Source organism: Wolbachia endosymbiont of Oedothorax gibbosus (genome assembly GCF_936270435.1).
Classification (GTDB): domain Bacteria; phylum Pseudomonadota; class Alphaproteobacteria; order Rickettsiales; family Anaplasmataceae; genus Wolbachia.
On the sequence record NZ_OW370567.1, the window covers coordinates 331,442 to 351,159 of the forward strand.

Annotated in this window: 16 protein-coding genes and 2 pseudogenes; 5 read left to right on the forward strand and 13 right to left on the reverse strand. The window is 36.0% G+C overall.

Features of this window, described 5'->3' with window-relative positions; translation table 11 throughout:
• The first annotated feature begins 319 nt into the window (after positions 1-319).
• The 3 genes and pseudogenes from NBW39_RS01665 to NBW39_RS01680 all read left to right on the forward strand — a co-directional run bounded on the left by NBW39_RS01665 (position 320) and on the right by NBW39_RS01680 (position 2,854).
• A complete protein-coding gene (locus tag NBW39_RS01665; RefSeq protein ID WP_250294632.1) occupies positions 320-1,192 on the forward strand; it encodes an IS982 family transposase in 873 nt (290 codons plus the stop codon).
• Positions 1,193-1,538: 346 nt separating this feature from the next.
• Positions 1,539-2,299 (forward strand): annotated as a pseudogene (locus NBW39_RS09165) (IS982 family transposase); the annotation flags it as partial.
• Between the two features lie 216 nt (positions 2,300-2,515).
• Positions 2,516-2,854, forward strand: coding sequence for an IS110 family transposase (locus tag NBW39_RS01680; RefSeq protein ID WP_250294925.1), 339 nt, complete (start codon positions 2,516-2,518; stop codon positions 2,852-2,854).
• Positions 2,855-3,018: 164 nt separating this feature from the next.
• Here NBW39_RS01680 and NBW39_RS01685 read toward each other — a convergent pair.
• A protein-coding gene (locus tag NBW39_RS01685) for an IS5 family transposase (RefSeq protein WP_250294694.1) occupies positions 3,019-3,845 on the reverse strand; the annotation gives its coding sequence in 2 pieces (ribosomal slippage) (positions 3,019-3,458 and positions 3,458-3,845; 828 coding nt in all).
• Positions 3,846-3,932: 87 nt separating this feature from the next.
• Between NBW39_RS01685 and NBW39_RS01690 the strand changes: the two genes are divergently transcribed.
• Positions 3,933-4,283: an IS110 family transposase gene (locus NBW39_RS01690; RefSeq protein WP_250294924.1), complete on the forward strand. Its 351-nt coding sequence runs from the start codon at positions 3,933-3,935 to the stop codon at positions 4,281-4,283.
• 318 nt (positions 4,284-4,601) lie between these two features.
• On the opposite strand, the gene ltrA is transcribed toward NBW39_RS01690, so the two are convergent.
• From ltrA to NBW39_RS01755, 12 genes and pseudogenes are all read right to left on the reverse strand, one after another.
• A complete protein-coding gene (ltrA, locus tag NBW39_RS01695) occupies positions 4,602-5,849 on the reverse strand; it encodes a group II intron reverse transcriptase/maturase (RefSeq protein WP_250294718.1) in 1,248 nt (415 codons plus the stop codon).
• 142 nt (positions 5,850-5,991) lie between these two features.
• Positions 5,992-6,784, reverse strand: a protein-coding gene (locus tag NBW39_RS01700) for an IS5 family transposase (protein WP_250294670.1) whose coding sequence is annotated in 2 segments (ribosomal slippage) — positions 5,992-6,519 and positions 6,521-6,784 — 792 coding nt in all. Because the reading frame shifts where the segments join, the coding sequence is not laid out codon by codon here.
• A gap of 432 nt (positions 6,785-7,216) precedes the next feature.
• Positions 7,217-7,813, reverse strand: a complete 597-nt coding sequence (locus NBW39_RS01705) for an IS110 family transposase (protein ID WP_250295434.1) — start codon at positions 7,811-7,813, stop codon at positions 7,217-7,219.
• A gap of 116 nt (positions 7,814-7,929) precedes the next feature.
• Positions 7,930-8,041 (reverse strand): annotated as a pseudogene (locus tag NBW39_RS01710) (IS3-like element ISWpi17 family transposase); the annotation flags it as partial.
• 123 nt (positions 8,042-8,164) lie between these two features.
• Positions 8,165-8,752 carry a tRNA (adenosine(37)-N6)-threonylcarbamoyltransferase complex dimerization subunit type 1 TsaB gene (gene tsaB / locus NBW39_RS01715; RefSeq protein ID WP_250295435.1) on the reverse strand — a complete coding sequence of 196 codons (588 nt, stop codon included), beginning with the start codon at positions 8,750-8,752 and terminating at the stop codon, positions 8,165-8,167.
• Positions 8,752-9,882, reverse strand: a complete 1,131-nt coding sequence (locus NBW39_RS01720; RefSeq protein WP_250295436.1) for a cation:dicarboxylate symporter family transporter — start codon at positions 9,880-9,882, stop codon at positions 8,752-8,754. Before NBW39_RS01720 ends, tsaB begins: the two co-directional genes overlap by 1 nt.
• Positions 9,883-10,045: 163 nt before the next feature.
• Complete coding sequence (locus NBW39_RS01725; RefSeq protein ID WP_250295437.1) at positions 10,046-11,212, reverse strand: porin; 1,167 nt, start codon at positions 11,210-11,212, stop codon at positions 10,046-10,048.
• Positions 11,213-11,294: 82 nt separating this feature from the next.
• On the reverse strand, positions 11,295-12,098 hold the full coding sequence (locus NBW39_RS01730; RefSeq protein ID WP_250295438.1) for a hypothetical protein: 804 nt from the start codon (positions 12,096-12,098) through the stop codon (positions 11,295-11,297).
• 357 nt (positions 12,099-12,455) lie between these two features.
• On the reverse strand, positions 12,456-13,193 hold the full coding sequence (locus tag NBW39_RS01735) for a WD_0702 family putative metalloprotease (RefSeq protein ID WP_458695380.1): 738 nt from the start codon (positions 13,191-13,193) through the stop codon (positions 12,456-12,458).
• A gap of 854 nt (positions 13,194-14,047) precedes the next feature.
• A protein-coding gene (locus NBW39_RS01745) for an IS630 family transposase (protein WP_250294642.1) occupies positions 14,048-14,907 on the reverse strand; the annotation gives its coding sequence in 2 pieces (ribosomal slippage) (positions 14,048-14,583 and positions 14,583-14,907; 861 coding nt in all).
• A 771-nt stretch (positions 14,908-15,678) separates the two neighbouring features.
• A complete protein-coding gene (locus NBW39_RS01750) occupies positions 15,679-17,247 on the reverse strand; it encodes a penicillin-binding transpeptidase domain-containing protein (protein WP_370273689.1) in 1,569 nt (522 codons plus the stop codon).
• On the reverse strand, positions 17,202-18,041 hold the full coding sequence (locus NBW39_RS01755; protein WP_370273690.1) for a polysaccharide deacetylase family protein: 840 nt from the start codon (positions 18,039-18,041) through the stop codon (positions 17,202-17,204). The genes NBW39_RS01750 and NBW39_RS01755 overlap by 46 nt, the downstream gene beginning before the upstream one ends.
• 125 nt (positions 18,042-18,166) lie before the next feature.
• On the opposite strand from NBW39_RS01755, the gene NBW39_RS01760 reads away from it, so the two are divergent.
• On the forward strand, positions 18,167-19,675 hold the full coding sequence (locus tag NBW39_RS01760) for a YifB family Mg chelatase-like AAA ATPase (protein ID WP_250295442.1): 1,509 nt from the start codon (positions 18,167-18,169) through the stop codon (positions 19,673-19,675).
• Positions 19,676-19,718: the final 43 nt, after the last annotated feature.

A 19,718-nucleotide genomic window follows, 5' to 3' on the forward strand; every position in this document is an offset into this window, starting at 1 on the left:
TAGCTGACACTGGTTTCCATCCAAGAGGACAATGCCTCCCCTGTCATCCCCTTACTATTACCCACAAATAAAGACATGGTATTGTATTTACTCAAATAATTTAATTTTATTAACTTGAAAGATTATTAGATTAAAATTATTAAATTAAGAGTTATAATTTTAGCAACTAAAAGCTGTAAATTGCACCATATAAACAGTTATTTCAAGCAAAAGTTATACCATTAAACCTCAGTTATGGATTAGAAAATAGATAAAAGTATAACTAAGAAGAGGGAAACAGGGTAAACTCGAGTATTTTAGTAATAATAAGAGGTTACACATGAAGAAAGATATTACAGAACTGTACTGTTGCGTCGAGGATTTTTGTCGTGCGGTAGATGATAATTTTGCAAATAGGTTCTTATCAAACGGCAAAAAACCAACCAGAGTACCAGAAATAGCGCACTCAGAAATTCTAACCATAATCCTATTATACCATAAATCACCATGTAAAAACTTCAAGGCTTTTTATCTTTGTTATCTTCAGTTATTCTATAGATCAGAGTTTTCAAAGCTGCCTTCATATCACAGATTTATTGCCTTAAAGCCGCGAGTTTTGTGGTATTTAGCATTACTTTTGCAATGGTTTTGTGAACAAGCAAAAATGACCGGGATTTCCTACATAGATTCTACTTCAATAGCAGTATGCCATCGAAAAAGAATCTCAAGAAATAAGGTTTTCAAAGGATTAGCAGAGTTAGGAAAGAATACTTACGGCTGGTTTTTTGGTTTTAAATTACATGTAGTAATCAATGAAATAGGTGAAATTCAAGGTGTTACGCTAACCAGAGGTAACGTCGATGACAGAAAACCTGTACCAACTCTAACCAAAAAACTAACTGGACTTTTGTTTGGAGATAAGGGCTATATAAAGAAAGAGCTCTTTGAGAAACTATTCGATAGAGGTCTAAAACTCGTCACTAAAGTGAAAAAAGGTATGAAAAATGCACTGATTTCGCTGAAAGAGAAGATTTTACTAGGGAAAAGATCGATTGTTGAAACGGTTTTTGGCTGCCTAAAAAACAAATTTGAACTTGAGCACACTCGGCATAGATCCACAGTAAATTTCTTGGTACATATTTTTTCTACCCTCATTTCTTATTCAATGCAATCGAAAAAGCCCTGTATTTCTCAGCTTTACTTCGTTGGTTAATCCATAACTGGGGTCATTAAGAGCTATGCAACAAACGTTCATATTTGTGGGTAATAGTAAGTGTCATCCCAGTGCGTGACACTGGGATCTCATTTCGTAACTTCATAGTATAAATTATTTCAAATTGTATCTATTTGCAAGTATATAAATATAATAATTTTGCATAAAAAATTAGATCCCAGTGTCACGCACTGGGATGACAAAAAAGAGGGGCTACTCGGATGACAAGAAGAGGGCATTGGGATGACACCCTACTAACCCCAGTTGCGGATTAGAAGTCAGTGAAAAAGATAGGAAAATAGGGTAAACTCCGGAAACATATTATCAAAAAATAGAGAGGTTACCCATGAATAAAAATGTAACAGAATTATTTTGCTTTGTAGACGATTTTTGCAAGGCTATAAACAAAAATTTCGCAGAAAAACTCCTGCCAAACAGTAAAAAACCTACCAGAACGGCAGAGATTACGCATTCTGAAATTCTTACTATAATTTTACTTTATCAACAATCTAGATGTGAGGACTTTAAATCTTTCTATACATATTATTTGAAAGCACTATATGGATCTGAGTTTCAAAATTTGCCAACATATAGTAGATTTATTAGGCTAAAACCGAGGGTTTTATGGTATTTAGTGCTCTTGTTAAAGTGAGCAGTCAAAAGTGACCGGAATTTCGTACATAGATGCAACGTCTATCGCTGTTTGCCATCCAAAAAGAATCTCAAGAAACAAAGTTTTCAAAGGATTGGCGGAGCTTGGAAAGACTACATACGGCTGGTTTTTTGGTTTCAAATTGCATATGGTAATCAATGAAACTGGCGAAATTCAAGGAGTTACACTGACTAAAGGTAACGTTGACGACAGAAAACCAGTACCAAAATTAACTGAAAAACTGACCGGTCTTTTGTTTGGTGATAAGGGCTATATAAAGAAAGAGCTCTTTGCAAAACTCTTCGATAGAGCTCGTTACCAAAGTAAAAAAAGGTATGAAAAACACATTAATGCTGCTTGAAGAAAAGATTTTTTTAGGAAAAAGGTCGATTATTGAAACAGTTTTTGGCTACCTAAAAGACAGACTTGAGCTTGAGCATTCGAGGCATAGATCTTATATGTTGAAATTAAGTCTTTATAAGTATTAAGAAGTAGTAATATAAAGATGTATAGAGAAGAGGAACCGCCATAGATCTTGGTCATAAGGACCGTATTGGAGCAAGGTTCTCTTCTCTTAGGTTTTATACTGAAAGTTCCGAACAACTGATTGAGCTTTTAGGCTCGTATATAAGACTGGAAAATGCAGTATATGTTATTATTACGGAGGAATTATGAATTCATCAAACATTATTGCTGGCATTGATGTTAGCAAAAGTAAATTAGATATCCACATTCACCCATTTGGACATTATAAAACGTTTGAAAACAGTATACAAGCCATCGATAAAACACTAGACTTTTTACGTTTGCATAATGTAACCAAAGTTGGTCTTGAGGCAACCGGCGGATACGAAAAATTATGCGCATATACTTTACTAAGCAATGGTTTTGAGGTGTACGTCATTCAACCTAGATGGGTTAGAGACTATGCTAAAAGCCTTGGTATTACTACAAAAACTAGACTGCAGCACGTTATATTAATAACACAGATATGCGTGCTACTCCCTTAACAGTTGGTAATAGTAATATTGATTGCTTGAAACAAAAATTATCTCGTAGAAACCAGCTAGTAGAAATAGCAAAAATACAAAAAACCAACAGGTAACTGATACATCTATAATCAAGCAGATAGAAGATCTTCTTGCAATTTTACACAATAGACCTCTTTCAAAATTCACATCATCAACTCTAGATTGTAAATTCCAGCTATCAAATTGAATCTCAATCCAAAACGTTTTCGCCGATTGCGATATTTATCTGCAATAATTTTAAATCTTTTAAGCAAACCGATTACATTCTCAACCACAACTCTTTTGCTTGCAAGCTCTTGATTTTCTTGCTTTTGTTTCTTAGTCAATGGGTGCTTTTTCGTTTTTCTATGTGGCAATTCAACATTTGCGTGAATTTTTTGTAGACCTCTGTAACCGCTATCTGCTAGGACTTTGATACTTGGTAGTATGTGCACTTTTGACTCCTTAAAAAGCCGAAAATCATGTTTCCTACCATTTGAAAAAGACGTGCAAATGATCTTTTTGCTTTCTTTTTCCGAAATAATCTGTGTTTTTATACTGTGCTTTTTCTTTTTTCCTGAATAAAATCTTTTTTGCTTTTTTTGGGTCTTTCCACAGGAGTTTCTGTTGCATCTATCACTAAAACCTCATATTCTATATCACTTTTTAGAACCTCTTTTCGCCCTGGCAATGCAAAATCCGGATGTTTTACCAATGTATTTTCAATCCACTTTATGATTTTATAGGTCGTACTTTCGCTCATACCATAACTTCGACCAATGTGGAAATATGTCCGATATTCACGAAGATATTCCAATGCCATAAGTAGCCTGTCTTCTATACAGAGCTTGCTTTTACGCCCACTTTTTGCTTTTTTCCTTCTATCTTCTTCATCTAAAATTTCTACCATCCTGTTGAAAGTTGCCTTCTTTACTCCTGTCAGACGACGAAACTTCTCTTCATCTAACTCCTTAGTTTCTTCATATCTCATACTTTTAAATGTATGATTTTATACTAATTTTTTGCTCTTTTCCAATTTTGAAAGAAGTCTAATCAAATAAAAACTTTAGAAGATGAAATGATTACATTTATCGATCAAAACCAAGACCTTGCAAAAAAATACATATCAATAACCAGTATACCAGGTATAAGTAAAATCACAGCCCTAACTTTGATCTGCTATTTACCTGAATTTGGAACTCTTCAAGAAAAACAAATATCTAGCCTTGTCGGACTTGCGCCTTTTAATCGAGATAGTGGTTTTAGTAGAGGAAAAAGGTGCATTCAGGGAGGTAGATCACAAATCAGGAAAGTTTTACACATGTGTATTCTCAGTGCACAAAAAGTTAATTCTTATATCAAACCTTTCTTTACTAGATTATATAATCAATATAAAAAGCCATATAAATTGCTTCCACTGCTGCTATGAGGAAATTGCTTATTCTTGCTAACTCTTTAGTCAGAGATGACAGGGTTTTTACTGAGGAATATAGTCCTAAGACTGCTTCTATATAGTAATAGCGTAGCTGTGAATAAGTACGCCCACACAAATCTTAAGTACTTATTCACAGCTACATCAATTTTCCTATTGACTTTTAACACAACTGCTCCAATAAATTTTTTGGTGCACATCTTTTCTACATTAGTTTCATATTCCATGAAGCCTGGAGAGTAGACCGGCGGAACTTCCCCACCAGTCTCTCGCAGAACTGTACGTAAACCTCTCGATTTATACAGCTCCCGTTATTCAGCCTTTTGATCCCAATCCTAGTGTCCAGTGATAGAAAATATTTGGAGACCTCTTTCTCACTTTTGCTAGAAATTGCTTTGCTAGTCTTCCATGATTTCGAAGTTTCTTATATTTGGCTCTGACCCATCCTACTAGGTGCCACTCTACATTTCTGAGAGATGGATACATCTCTGATTTATAAAACCTGCCATAGTACTGATACCAGCCTCGGACTATAGGATTTATTTTCTTTGATATTTTCTCTAGTGTTGTATATGTTTGCCTACGTATTTTCCATGACCTTATGGTTTGGTTGATCTTCTTCTTGGCTTTGTTGCTAATTGCAGGTAGAAATGAGACAAAATAGTTTCCTATTTTATTGTTCTTTGCCAGTCTAGGTCTGAACGTGTAACCCAGAAAGTCAAAGCTCTGTATTGGAAACTCATCTCTCCTATTGTCATCCTTACAGTACACTATTTGTGTCTTTTCAGGATGTAATTTTAGCTTAAACTCAGCCAATCTTTCTTCGATCTTGTCTTTTATGAATTTTGCCTGTCTCTGGGTTTTACAGTGCACCATTGCATCATCTACATATCTCTCAAATGGTATTGTTGGGTAGTTTTGCCTCATCCACATATCAAATGCATGATGCATAAATATGTTAGAAATGATTGGGCTTACAGAACCTCCTTGTGGAACTCCCTTATTCCTAACTACCTTACTGCCATCTGCTAGTTGAATCGGGGCTTTCATCCACCTTTCCACGTACAGTATGACCCACTTGCAATCTGTATGCTTCTTGATAGTTTGCAGTGCTAACACATGATCCAGATTGTCGAAAAATCCAGAAATATCAAGATCTATCGTCCAATCACTTCTCCAACATCTCTTACACGCTGTACTTACCGCATCCAGTGCAGACTTGTTTGGTCTATAACCATACGAATCTTCGTGAAATTCCTGCTCTACTAACGGTTCGAGATACATAGTAGCTGCTGTTTGCCCTATCCTGTCGAATACTGAAGGAACACATAAAGTTCTTTGTCCTCCTGTATCTTTTGGTATCGCAACAGCTTTTACTGGTTCTGGAAAATAACTTCCGGATGACATCCGATTCCACAGTTTGTATAGATTATCTTTTAGATTTTCTTCAAACTTTGTTATCGAGACCTCATCTACACCTGCCGCACCTCTGTTTTTGGATACTTGTTTATAAGCTTTCCAAATCAGTTGCTTTGGTATGTCAAAAGATTTTGTTTTATTCATTAACTCTTCCCTTTCGGTTGATAAATAATTAAAACTAAATAACTCAGCCCCTTCGCTCCATTTCCATTACAAAAACTTCTTCACTACTACGAGCTAATCCGCCCCTGTTTTTCGCATCAGTACTCTCTTCCTTAGAACCTGTTCATAATCTTTTAAGGAGTAAAGAAGTGAAAGCAAGAACGACCATTTGTAAGCTAGTGTTGAGTTTCCGCTCGCAATTTTTCCACAAACGCCTACATTTTTCCAACCAAGCAAAAGAGCGCTCAACAACCCATCTCTTTGGCAGTACAACAAAGGTGTGTAATTCACTTCGCTTTATTACTTCGACCGTCGAACCAATAGTTGCTTTTATTTGTGTTGCAAAATTTTCTCCAGTGTAGCCTGCATCAACAAGTATATTTTTAACTTCAGAGAGTTTTTCTTTAGCATTTTCGACCATTTTCATGGCACTGCTGCGGTCGGTTGCTTCTGCCGTTGTTACATAAATCGCGTGTGGTAAACCTTGTGTATCTACTGCAATATGGCGCTTTATTCCTGAAATTTTTTTACCTGCATCGTAGCCCTTATTTTCAGCAGTATCTGCATTTTTTACGCTCTGAGCATCAATTATACAAAAACTAGTTCTTTCTTTCCGACCATTGCTGATACGTGTCTCTCCAACTAATTTTTTTTAATACACGCTCCAAAGTACTTTCTGTATCTTCGCTTGGTTTTTCACTCCATTTTTTAAAATATTCGTAACAACTTCGCCATTTTGGAAAATCTTTTGGCAGCATTCTCCACTGACAGGCACTTTTTAGGACGTACAGCACTGCACAAAATACATCATACAAATCAAGTTTTCTTGGTTTTGTTTTCTTCCTACTACTCTCCAGAATTGATCTGATTTTTTCAAATTGTTCTCGACTTATGTCACTTGGGTATAAATTTCTCATATATCCTTATTCATATACATCATCTCATAGTTTATCACTTTTTTGAGATTATGAACAGGTTCTTAGAGTTCAGCTCCTTGGACTTCTCCCTTATCATCGAAACGACAGGTTCCCATAGTTCCACACAATAGCCTGAAATAGGTTCATGCCACCTATATGCCGGATGCCACCTACCCAGTAGACAAGTTCCCGATAGGCTTATCCCAAGTTACTTTTTCTCCCCTGGTTTTGACATCATCGCATTACCTTTCGACGTGTAATCAGTGGTTCACTTGCGTTCATCTCTCTATTTCACACATGACGCATAATTACGCCTTTTCCATAACGCTCACTACCTTGGCTCTTTACCAAAGCAGCTTATGGTTGTTTGAAGCCTGCTCTTGTAAACCGGCTCCGAGGGGCCCACCCTCATCTATTGTGCAGCTTTCGCACTTAGTTTGCTCTTTCCTGAACATTCCTTGTGTCTCTACGGCACACAAAAAGCCCTGTATTTCTAGATTTTACTATATTGATTAATCCGCAACTGGGGTTTAAAGCAAAAGTTTCAAATTTTGATCCTTTACCAAGCTTTATTCCATGTATCTTCAATAACCCTCTTATTGTTCCGACAATTTGCTGTTTGCTGCATATTAACTGCCTTCTACTTCCAAGTACTACTTTTATTTGACAAGATTCATCTGATTTTACTAACACTTCTTTGTATAGCCCAACTCTCATCATTTGAGCTATACCTCTTGCGTCATTTTTATCATTCTTATTGATTCTTGCAGACAACGCTGCTGCCATATGCCTTGCATCCACACAAATTACTGGCAATCCAAGATTCCTTAACTCTTTGCACATTGGTATTGATAACTGTCCACTTTCTATTCCTATGGCTTCATATTTTTTGCATTGACTAAGCAAATACCCTGCTATTTCCTTGCTCTCGTTTGCAACAACTTCTTCCTTAACAATTTTTCCTTTCTCATCAACTATACTGATAAAAGTTTCTTTGAGTGAGACATCTAATCCGCTATAATATTTCATGAGACTACTCCTACTGTAAAAGTTTAAATTATTTTTGAAGAACTCATTCTATTGAATTTGTTACTTCGCGCTAAAATAATGGAGTATGTCTCTCCATCATTCAATTGCAATTACAGTATGTCTTTCAATCTTGCTAATACTCTATCACGCCAATCATATAAATTTGTTGATGGTATTACTACATATCTCTGCTGTGCTTTTTTGATTTTTTATTGCTTCCAAAGCTATCTTTGCTTTTAACTCTGCTTTTTTGTTCTCATACTACACTCCATTCTTTTCCCTTTTTACTCGGATTAACCAATTTTTTTTGGTATAATTTATGGGGTGCATTATAGTACGCGAAAGAATAGTCTATAATGACTTCATATACTGAGGCTCATTTAAATATAGAGCTTCAACTTCTTTTAATTTTTGCTTATTCTTCAGTTTATAATGAACTAATAGTCCTGCATGGCTAGCATTTAAATTGTAGTCCATATATGTAATGTCTGCTCCCAGACACTGATCGTAATGCGCTGTAGATGGATCTGATAATGGCAATAAATTGAGATCAAATAACTGCGTATAAAACCCTTGAGCATTTTTGATTATAGCTCTGATATTTTTTTTGTTATTCGTACAAAGCAAAGATATTGCATAGGCTTGAACTTCCAGCGCACTAACTCCGTATAACGGCTTATTTGTAGCAAGATTTATACCTTGTGCTGCTGATATACCAACTCTAATTCCAGTGAAACTTCCTGGTCCAACTACTACCACCAAATGATCTATTTTATCATAATTATAATTGTGTTTATCAAACAAAGTATTCAGAATCTGAAAAAATGATTCTGCATGATTGTTGCCGGCGGAATTGCGCTCTACAAAACAATTACCCTCATAATCAACGATTGCTATTGAACTACCAGTGCCTACAGTATCAATCGCTAAAATAGACATTATTTAAGCTTATCATAGAGTTTTGTAAACATCATAGTAAAGGCACCATTACCCATAACATTTGCTGAAGTGATTATTGGATCAAACACTATATATAAGGCTGTGATTAACGAAAGCATTTCTGGAGAAAATTTGAGGTATTTCTCAAGAATAGGTAGCATTACCATAATTCCCCCTGCCGGCACTGCAACGATAGCAAACTTAAATAACAAAAAATAGAGAAGAAAAGTGACATAGTCTGTTGTGTACAATGAATAACCAGAGGCAATTATCATTGATAAGATTATAATAAAAAAGCAATCACCTACTAAATGAAAGCTAGCAGTTATTGGTACAACAGACGATGCTATGTCAGGTTGCTTTACATTTTTTTTGCTTCCTTCAAGAGTAAGAGGCATAGTTGCATTACTAGACATTGTGCTCATCGCAGTAATAAATGCCGGTATCATATTGCCTATACTAGCTATCCAGCTTGTGATCTTAAATGAATTTGCTGCTCCATATAAGAGGAAAACATAAAGGTAGGTTGCAGATGCTATAATAATGAAAATTATTGAGTAATCCTTAAGTATTATAGATAGAACTTGATCATGCTGCATTTTTAAAGCAAGCCCAAGTACGAATATTGGAATAATCGGCGTCAAAAATGTCTTCAAAATAAAGAGAGTTAAATCTAACATTTTGTTCGAAAGCTCTTTGCTTTTCTTGGGTAGCAGTGTGGACACTACTATGCTGGACACAAATCCACAAGCAAGGGCATAAAAATTAGAGAGGAGTAGCGGCAGCCTAAATGACCATAAAGGAACAATTGTTTCTTCATACGTTATATCTTGTATTGAATAAGTGTTTTGTATAATAAAATGCCCAACAGAATAAGCTATTAAACTTGAAGCCAGATTCGATAAGAAGATCATTATAATAAGTAACAATATAAACTTTATAGCTGACTGCTTAAGATTGTTAACACTGCTAAAGATTAACGCAAAAATAATGAAAGGCATTATAAATAGCAAAACCTCTTTTATACTCAGGCTCGTTGAGTACAAGAAGGTTTTTGCTTCCATTGGAACTAAATGACCAAAGAATGCAACTGAAGTGATGACCGTGAGTAAGATTAATAGTTGTAGCACGTTCTTATATACCAATGTCCTATGGACATATATATGGTAAGTTAGTCGTTAAGTAAAGCAAAACTGCTGCGGAACATTATAGCTACTTTTATTACTCTATGCACGAACATTGTCTATCAGACTGGGATGACAAAAAAGGGTGCTAGAATGAAAAGAGGCAATATTAACAACCCAACTTCAACCCAGCCAAAAGCACATAACCAGAGTTGCTATTTTCTACTTCAGGCTCTTTTGTACTAAATTTTACAATATCAAAATAGTATGAAGTGCCCATAAAAAATGGATATTCAAGGCTTAAAGCATATGATGTTAACTCGTTTGTACCTTTACTTATAATATGCCGACCACTGTTGAAATATGTTAAGCTCGATTTGTAAGAATCAGAATGATAAGCAACACCTGCATTTATATAATACGTATTATTTATTTCAGAATTACGCTTCTCGCCTGATTTACCACCATTGCCATACGAAAAAATGCAATCAAGATCAAACAACTTTAGCTTCAAACCAAAATTCCAGTGCAGTAATTGATTACGACATTCATAATTTTTAGAAGTTCCATCTGAGCAATCAGTTAAATTTTCTCTTGCAAATTCACCAGTTAAGGCAGTAGTAAAACCTATATCATCTGACAAGCTGTTTTTATAGGAAAGGCCAGCAGCAATTAAATTGCTGTACTGTAAGTTATTTTTTCCTGGAACATAACTGAATCCGAGTTGAAAGTTATAGATTTCAGGGGAGATGTAGTTAATTGATGATTGTTTTAACCCTAGTTCGAGTCCATTATAATCGCTATAAATATTGGGCTTGACCCAAAATACCTTGTCTTGATCATATCCAGGGTCACCATCTTTTTTATGATCACCGCGCAAATTTGCATAATTTGTCCAATGACCATTTACTCCTCCAGCAGCTGTATAAATTTTTGAAGTATTAATTAACATGCTCTGACTAACTAAACTTCTTTTACCATATTCAATTGATCCAAGTTCCTGGTTTTTTATGATAAAATACCATTCCTCCATGTCTAACTTTTCTATGTCTAACGCTTTTAGGTTTGCAATACCAGAAACTCCTGCCTTAACATTAAACCCCATTTGAGTATTTGGATAAACTTGCTGTAGATAAAGAAAGCGCAAGTATGAATAACTTGAAGTTTTATCCTTAGCCTTAGCATTGAAAGAATCTCTGTTGAAGGCGTAGCCGAATCTCAAATCTATTTTTCCGTCTAGTTCTACATAAAATATTTCCTTATCCAGAATTGTTCTAGCACTATTCTGTGAAAATAATAACGAAAGAAGTGCTACCAGGTAGTATCTTAACTTCATAAATAAACTTAGATTTTTATAAAAACTTAAGTTTAAGCTCAATATGGATAAAAAACAACTTTTCAGAAGGCGCCACTGGTTTTTACGTAGATTTTGCTGCCCGTTTTTGAGCTATATTCCCATAAATTATTGATATACTGGGTAATTTTTGTTTTAATAACTGCTTATTAATGGCAGAATGTATACGATTAATTATTTTAGATGTACTTTTTACATCACAGTTAATCAAAACAAAAAGCACTTTATTCTCATCAATATACCCTAGAAAATCATCACTACGGCAATTTTTATAAAAATGTTCTATGATAACTTTCAGTGCATCATTTGTCTCACTACAGCTACTATTTAAGCCAATCACTCCTATAGCTGCATTAATTTGATGTTGAAAGGCAAAATTCAATATAACGTATAACTCTAGAATAGTGGACTCATTGTCTGGTATATCGAATAAGTCATGGTTTTTATATTTTTTACCCATTAGATATTCATCTCTAAAGATTCCTAATTTATAGGACAAACTGATATCACGTATTAATAGCTCATAATTTATTTTATTACTGGCAAATTGTGCAGTGCGGAAAACTTTTACTTTTGTCCTGATATCTTCTCCTTTAGCATCAATTAAGGAAAAATCTATCACTTTAGGTAATACATCAAGTAAATCGTGTCCATTTTCGGTATACTCTAAATAATTTTTCACGTTGCCGGCTGCTCTTGTGCTTAAGATATTAATTAATGGCTTATTAAGCAAATTCTTCTCTTCATATTTTAACAAATCTCTTGCAGCTTGGTTGAGCCCTGAAACTAACACAGTTTTCTTCTTATTATCCTGGCAAACAGATATCACGGCATCATCTTTCCTTCTTGCAGTTATGAAGTCATTCATACTTTCATTCTATACAGCGTATCCATAAGTATAATAAGATTATATTAAGATTTACTTACTTATTAATATGCTTAATTAGATATAGATAAAACGCCATACGGGATGACTTTATTAGCTGTTTTAGGTGGTAATAAATGCATAGTCAAGCAAAATTACAAGTGTAATTTTGCTTGCATTGTCTGTCTCTTGATTACAATTGCAATCTCTAGCTTTGAGTTATATCACTTGTGTTATAGCTAAAATAATTTATGCTTCCCGATAATTTGCCATTCCACCACTCATTAGCGGAATCTATCCGCGATGGTATAGATTACTGCTTGTTAGCGACTAAGAGATACTGCAGCAGGATGTAGTAAGCTAATCACTATCTCCAAATATGGAGCTAATTTTTTTGCCTCCAGGAGAAAATTTATTAGTCCAACTACTTTGCACTTTGGTTACGTCTTTAGTGGCAGTTTTATTGCTGTATTCCTTGATTTCCTTATCTATTCTCTCCATTATTTGTGGATCCAGGTAGCTCTTTTTCCATTGGTCAGTAGCAAGGAATACTTTGTTTAGGTCTTGAGTGCGGATTAAGTATTCTTTGTCTTTAGGGTAAACCTCCTGCGCCCAAGCAAATAGCTCAAAATAGCGTGCAAATAATTCAGATGCGCGTGATTTTACAGTTCGATAAGCCTGTATCTCCTTAAATATGACTTGGCCGATAATTTTCTGTACAAGAATATTTGACTGCTTTAAATTCTGCTCAATATCCTGATAAACTTTATGGAGAAATTCCTGCTCTAAGCTTAAGTTAAGCTCATTTTCAACCATATGTGAAAGTTCATGCACTATGATATATGGATTTGACCTTCTTAACACAATAACATATCTATTTACACCAGAAGACCTGATTATCTTACACACTCCCTCTTCCGTATCCATTAATCCTTCTTGATATATTTTAAATGAGAGTCTATTTTGCTTTATTAGTGACAAAGTGAGGTTTAATGTGTTTTTAAACTTCTCAAATTGATAGAGATATTCGACATATCGTATTACATTTTCACTGCTTCCCACTCCCGTTGCTTGTTTTATTAAATTCCTGATTAGCATACTCTATTATTTAAAGGAATTTTTTTTATATTCAAGAATTGATTGGCTATAAAGTGTTTTTAGGAAACCTCATCGTAGATATAGCTAATTACGCATAATTGTACTAATGTCTGTACCTGTTAAGATAATCAGTACAACGAATGGTGTCATCCAACTCCCCTGCATCCCAGTACCTTCTTCTGTCATCCAAGTAGCCCTTCTCTTGTCATCCCAGTGCTCCTTTTTTGTCATCCAAGTAGCCCTTCTCTTGTCATCCCAGTGCTCCTTTTTTTGTCATCCAAGTAGCCCTCCTCTTGTCATCCCAGTAGCCACCTTTCTTGTCATCCCAGTGCCCAGACTACTTGGATCCAGAAGAAAGAATGGTGTCATCCCAGTGCCCAGACACTGGGATCCAGAAGACTTAACTTTAAATAAGTGGCTGCATAATAAAGACTAGATCCCAGACTGGGATGACACCATAGGGGGCACTGGCATGACACCCTACTTAACCGTCATACCGCCGAGAACCGTCATACCGCCGCGGTATCTCTTAGCCGCTAACAAGTAGCGGGATGACGAATCGTCAAGGTGTCATCCAAGTAGCCGACACTGGCAAGACGGCAGTGCTTCCTTCTCCTGTCATCCGAGTAGCCCTTCTCCTGTCATCCCAGTGCCCAGACACTGGGATCCAGAAAACTTAACTTTAAATAAGTGGCTGCATAATAAAGACTAGATCCCAGACTGGGATGACACCATAGGGGGCACTAGTGACACCCTACTTAACCGTCATACCGCCGCGGTATCTCTTAGCCGCTAACAAGTAGCGGGATGACGAATCGTCAAGGTATAGAACTTCTCATAATAATCCGAACAGATCATAGAAAGGCAGAATCAACAGCATGACGAAAAGACTTGAATAGAGGAATGTTTTTCCTGACTCTGTTTTTTATAGCAAACCAATGATGTTCAATTTTGTTAAAATCTGGAGAATACGGTGGCAGATACAAAATTTCTGCACCAATCCCTTTAGCAAGCTTAATGATCTTATCAGACTTATGAAAAGTAGCATTGTCAAGAATGACAGTTTGTCCAGGTTCCAAGGTCGGTATCAAAAATTGCTCAAACCATCCATTAAAAATATCCATATTACAGTGGCCTTCAAAGGTTAATGGAGCAACTATTTTTCTTTCACTTAAAGCTGCAATCATACTGATTCGTTGAGTTTTCTTCCCAGATTTTAGGGCATAAAACCGCTGTCCCTTCTGACAATATCCATAGGGGTAGTCTTCAGTGTTGTCAATGCCAGACTCATCTATATACACTAAGTTTTTAGGTTCTTTTGTTGCTATAATTTTCAAGAATTTAGCACGTTTTTCTTCGCTTCTTTCCTTGTACCCATAGGTCTTTTTTTGCGTGTAAATCCAATTTTTTTCAGGGCTCGGTGGATAGTTTGGATACTAACGTTGCTCCAAAGTTTAGCCATTTCCAATAGAGTCTTTCCTCCGTTTTCTCTGGCAAATTTAGCAAAGGCATCCCAGTCGGTAATTTTGTGATTGTAACCTCCATTTCCAAGTTTTTTTGATTGAAAGTCACCTGTTTCTTTTCTTCTTTGCTGCCACTCCCACAAAGTAGTTCGTCCAATTTTAAATCTTGCTGCCACTGTTTCTCTGCTTTCTCCCTCGTCTAGAGCTTCCATTGCTTTTTTCCTTAAGTCATAACTATATGCTGCTGGCATACCTACCTTCACTACTACAAATCCTTATTTTACCTTATTTGGACTATTATGAAAAGTACTATATCATCCAAGTAGCCGACACTGGCAAGACGGCAGTGCTTCCTTCTCCTGTCATCCCAGTGCCCAGACACTGGGATCCAGAAAACTTAATTGCAAGTAATGCATTGGGTTTGGTGAATATGGGTTTTGCGTTATAAAATGAAGCACTTTTGGTGAATTTGTAAAGAAAGCTGGATCCCAGTGTCTGGGCACTGGGATGACAAAAAAAGAAGCACTGGGATGACACCATTTGTTGTGTTTAACAAAGTTCGTACTTAGCTTCATGTTAGCCATAAATATTTAAGAAATTTACCAAATAAAAAAAAGGCAAAAGAAGCCCTGGTCATTGTCTATTTTCTGTATTGGCGTTTTTTTAAGTCTTAAACACTGCAATTTAGCTGCTTTTAAATGCAACTCACCTTAGTTTAAATGTTTAAGAAATTTACTAAGCAGAAAAAAAGGCAAAAGAAACCCCGTGGTAATTAGTGTTCACTTCCTAATCCTGCAAATTGGCGTACTATACTGTCTTAAACAGCGCGTTTCGGCTTGAAAACCTAGAAATACTGTGAAGACATAAGGTGCACATAGTGCAAAAAATTAAAAATAAGACGCCAACTACGTTGTTTTCTTGCTGTTTAATCTGCACAGATGAAGATAACTGAATACCTTCAGTTTCATGATAAGGGGGCTGGCGGAGTTTGTCAAGTCGTTTCTATTCACAATGTTATATGGTTATGCAGGAAGTCTAATACTCATAGTTTCAAGCATATATCGCAATATCTCACTTGCCATAGCAACATCTTGGCGTGGGGCTTTGCCGTGCTCTATAAACACAGAGATTGCGTAGCGCGGGTTATGGTAAGGGCCATAAGCGATAAATAACTTATGACTTTCACCCCTAGAGTTTATCTCTGGCGTACCGGTTTTGCCGGCAATTTGTATACCGCTTAGCCCTTTTCTATAGTTAGAATTCACCACGTCAAACATAGCTTTTCGTACTATGCTAAGATGCTCATAATCCACATCAATGTCAGGGAAATTTTGCACTGTATTGCTCATTTCAATGTGGGGAATTACCTCTTTTCCTGTTGCAATCCTCGCTGCAAGAACTGCAAGCTGCAGTGGTGTTGTAAGTATATACCCTTGTCCTATAACTAAGTTGATAGTGTCACCTAAATACCACTGCGAATATAGCTTTCGTGTACGCCAATCTCTATCTGGCAACAATCCCGGAGCTTCCTCCTTAAACGTTCCAATCAGTGGCCCACTTCCAATACCAAATTTTCTGGCCATTTCTACTAGAGAGTCTACACTTATTTTTTTCCCTATATTATAAAAGTAAGTGTTGCATGATAATGCCATTGCTTCATTTAAAGATACATATCCATGGACTTTGCTTTTCAAGCAACGAAATTTCCGCTCACCTATTTTCATATAGCCCTTACACGAGAATTTCTCTTCTGGTGTTATTATCCCGTCTTTTAAACCCGCAAGCGCAACTATTACTTTAAATATTGAACCAGGTGGAATTTGATACGACAATGCACGATTCACAAGTGGTAATGAAGGAGCATTCAAGCTCTCCCAAGTCTCATTTGATAGCCTGCTAGCAAAAAGATTATTATCGTAAGAAGGTGAATTATATAACGCTAAAATTCCTCCGTTATTCACATCAATTACCACTGCGGAGCCTTGGTGATCTTTAAATACCTCTGCGATTTTCTCTTGCAGATTAATATCAATTGTCAGTTGTACATCTTGTCCGCCCAGTTGTGGTATGCTTGATAATTCTTTTATGACGCGTTTTTTAGAATTTATTTCCTGCTCAGATTTTCCTGGCTTGCCTTTCAATATATGATCATATGTATATTCAATACCGCTGATTCCTACTTCATTTATGCCTTGCTGTTTTTTTGTATATCCGAGTACATGAGAACATATTGAACCAAACGGGTAATAACGTTTATAAAGAGCAGTTACTTTTGTTTCTGACGATCTTGCTATTTTAGACTCGACTTCTGATAATGTTTGCAAATCAACTTCCTTACCAGAACCATCAAACAGAACAACATACGAAATTTTGTTTACCGCAAGTTCAGTGCTATTCCTATCTAAAATTTTGCCCCGCTGAGGCATAATAGTAGCGACTCTTATTCTATTACTATTAGATAGTGCTTCGTACTTTTGTCTGTTTCGTATTTGTAAATTATATAACCTGCAACTAAAAACCGCGGAAATGGTAAGCTGAATACCACCTAATATGAATGCTCTGCGGTTAAAGACTTTGTTTTTTGTCCACATAACATTCCTTCAAAACACACTTTTTTCCCCTCTTTTATTGTTACACTTCTGGCTTTTACCGTATTACAAACCCTTTTTTCCCACTCACTTAAGGTCACAAACTTATAACCTGATTTTTTTAGTATTTTAATAATATGAGGTAAAGCTTCAATTGTGTTTGACCTGTTATTGTGATCATGAAACAGTATAACTGCTCCATTATGTACATTACTTAAAACTCTTTCAACTAAAGTTTCTGGCTTATCACCTTGCCAATCTAGCGAATCAACTGTCCATAATATTGAATACATATTTAATTGATCAGTATTTTCAATCAGATTATCGTCATAACATCCATATGGCGGACGAAACCATTTTACATCTTGTTTTATTGCATTTTTAATTGCTGTATTTGTCTTTTCCAATTCTTGCAATTGTTCCTCACTTGAAAGTGATGTCAACTTCCTATGCGACCAAGAGTGATTGCCTAACTCATGACCTGATTCATGAATTTTCTTTACTATTTCAGACGTTTTTTCATTTATACGTTCACCAAGCACAAAAAACGTTGCTTTTGCTTCATAGATTTCCAGAACGTTAATAATATCGTTTACTCTATTGTTGGAAGGCCCATCATCAAACGTAAGCGCAACAAACTTATCGTCGTTATTCAACAATTTTTTTATATTACTTAAATTTCTATATGATAGATCCAGATTACAACTGAGCCCACAGTATGGTAAATTAAAATTACAATCACCACAGAAAACCGTGCTTGAGTATAGCAAAAGAAAAGTTATTATCCTTATAAACATTTTATAATCAGCAAAGTGATAGGATACTATGCACTTTTTTGCTAAGTTAAGCCATCTTTAATTGCTGTAGCCTTTACTTCATCACTTCTTTAATATATTATATTAACAATTTTATATAATATATTATGATTGCAAATATAAATACCGTTGCGCTTCAGGGAATTAGCACAGTAAATGTCAATGCACAAATTCATATGGCAAATGGTATTCCAGCTTTTAATATTGTTGGATTGCCGGATAAAACTGTTGCGGAATCCAAAGAGCGCATCAGAGCAGCATTAAATTCAATCAATCTACTACTACCTCCAAAAAGAATTACAGTTAATCTCTCCCCTGCGGATTTACTGAAAGAAGGTAGTCATTATGACTTGGCTATTGCTATTGGACTACTTGTTGTAATGAATGTGATACCAGTTGAAAAAGTTCAGTCTTATATCATTATGGGTGAGCTTGCACTAGACAGCAGAGTCATACCAGTCTCAGGAGTACTTCCAACAGCAATCAATGCAAAACAGGCAAATAAAGGAGTAATTTGCCCAAGGGGAAATGGAGTAGAGGCTTCATGGGTAAAGAATGTTTCAATTCTAGCTATAGAGAAATTAACTGATATTATCAGACACTTTAAGGGTGAACAATTAATTCAGCCAGTAATTTTTAATTATAGTGATGCACCCAAAGAAAAAAGATTGGTTCCCGATATGAAGGATATCAAAGGCCAAGTTGTTGCAAAAAGAGCAGCTGAAATTGCAGCAGCAGGTGGACATAATATGCTTCTTGTTGGCCCTCCTGGTACTGGAAAATCAATGCTTGCTAAGCGCTTTATAGGATTGCTGCCTAATTTGACCGAACAGGAGATGATTGATGTTAATATTATTTCCAGCATAACAAAAACTGGTAATGAAATATTCAAAGTAACTCGTCCCTTTCGTGAACCTCATCATTCATGCTCTATGCCAGCAATGATAGGGGGAGGAAAGAATGCAAAACCTGGAGAAATTACCATGGCTCACAATGGCGTGTTATTCCTTGATGAGTTGCCAGAATTTCCAAGACTTGTGCTTGATTCTCTGCGCCAACCACTTGAAGATAGAAAAGTTACCGTTGCAAGGGCAAATGCTCACATAACCTACCCTGCCAATTTTCAACTTATAGCTGCAATGAATCCCTGCAGGTGCGGTTATTTAGGTGATGCAAGTAGATCGTGCAACAAAGCTCCAAAGTGTGGCACAGATTACAAAAACAAAATATCAGGACCATTGCTTGATAGAATAGACATATGCATTGAGATGCCAAACGTTAGCATACTCTCTCCTGAAATCTCTGTGGAGGGAGAAAGTACTAAGATCATAAGAGAAAGAGTGATAGCAGCAAGAAAAGTTCAAACTGAGCGTTATAGTGAATTGAATGTTCGTTGTAACGCAGAAGTAAGCGGTGAAGCATTCAATAAATTTACTGAACCAGATCAGGCAGGGTTAGAATTGCTAAAATACGTACTGAAAGAAAATTACATTTCCAATCGAGGCTACACACGCGTATTAAAAGTTGCAAGAACCATTGCAGATCTTGCAAAAAGTGAAGAAGTGAAAAGAGCACACATTGCTGAAGCACTGAATTACAGAATAAGAGTATATTAATAAATTAACTTACTTGACAGGCAACTTTTTCTACTATATATTA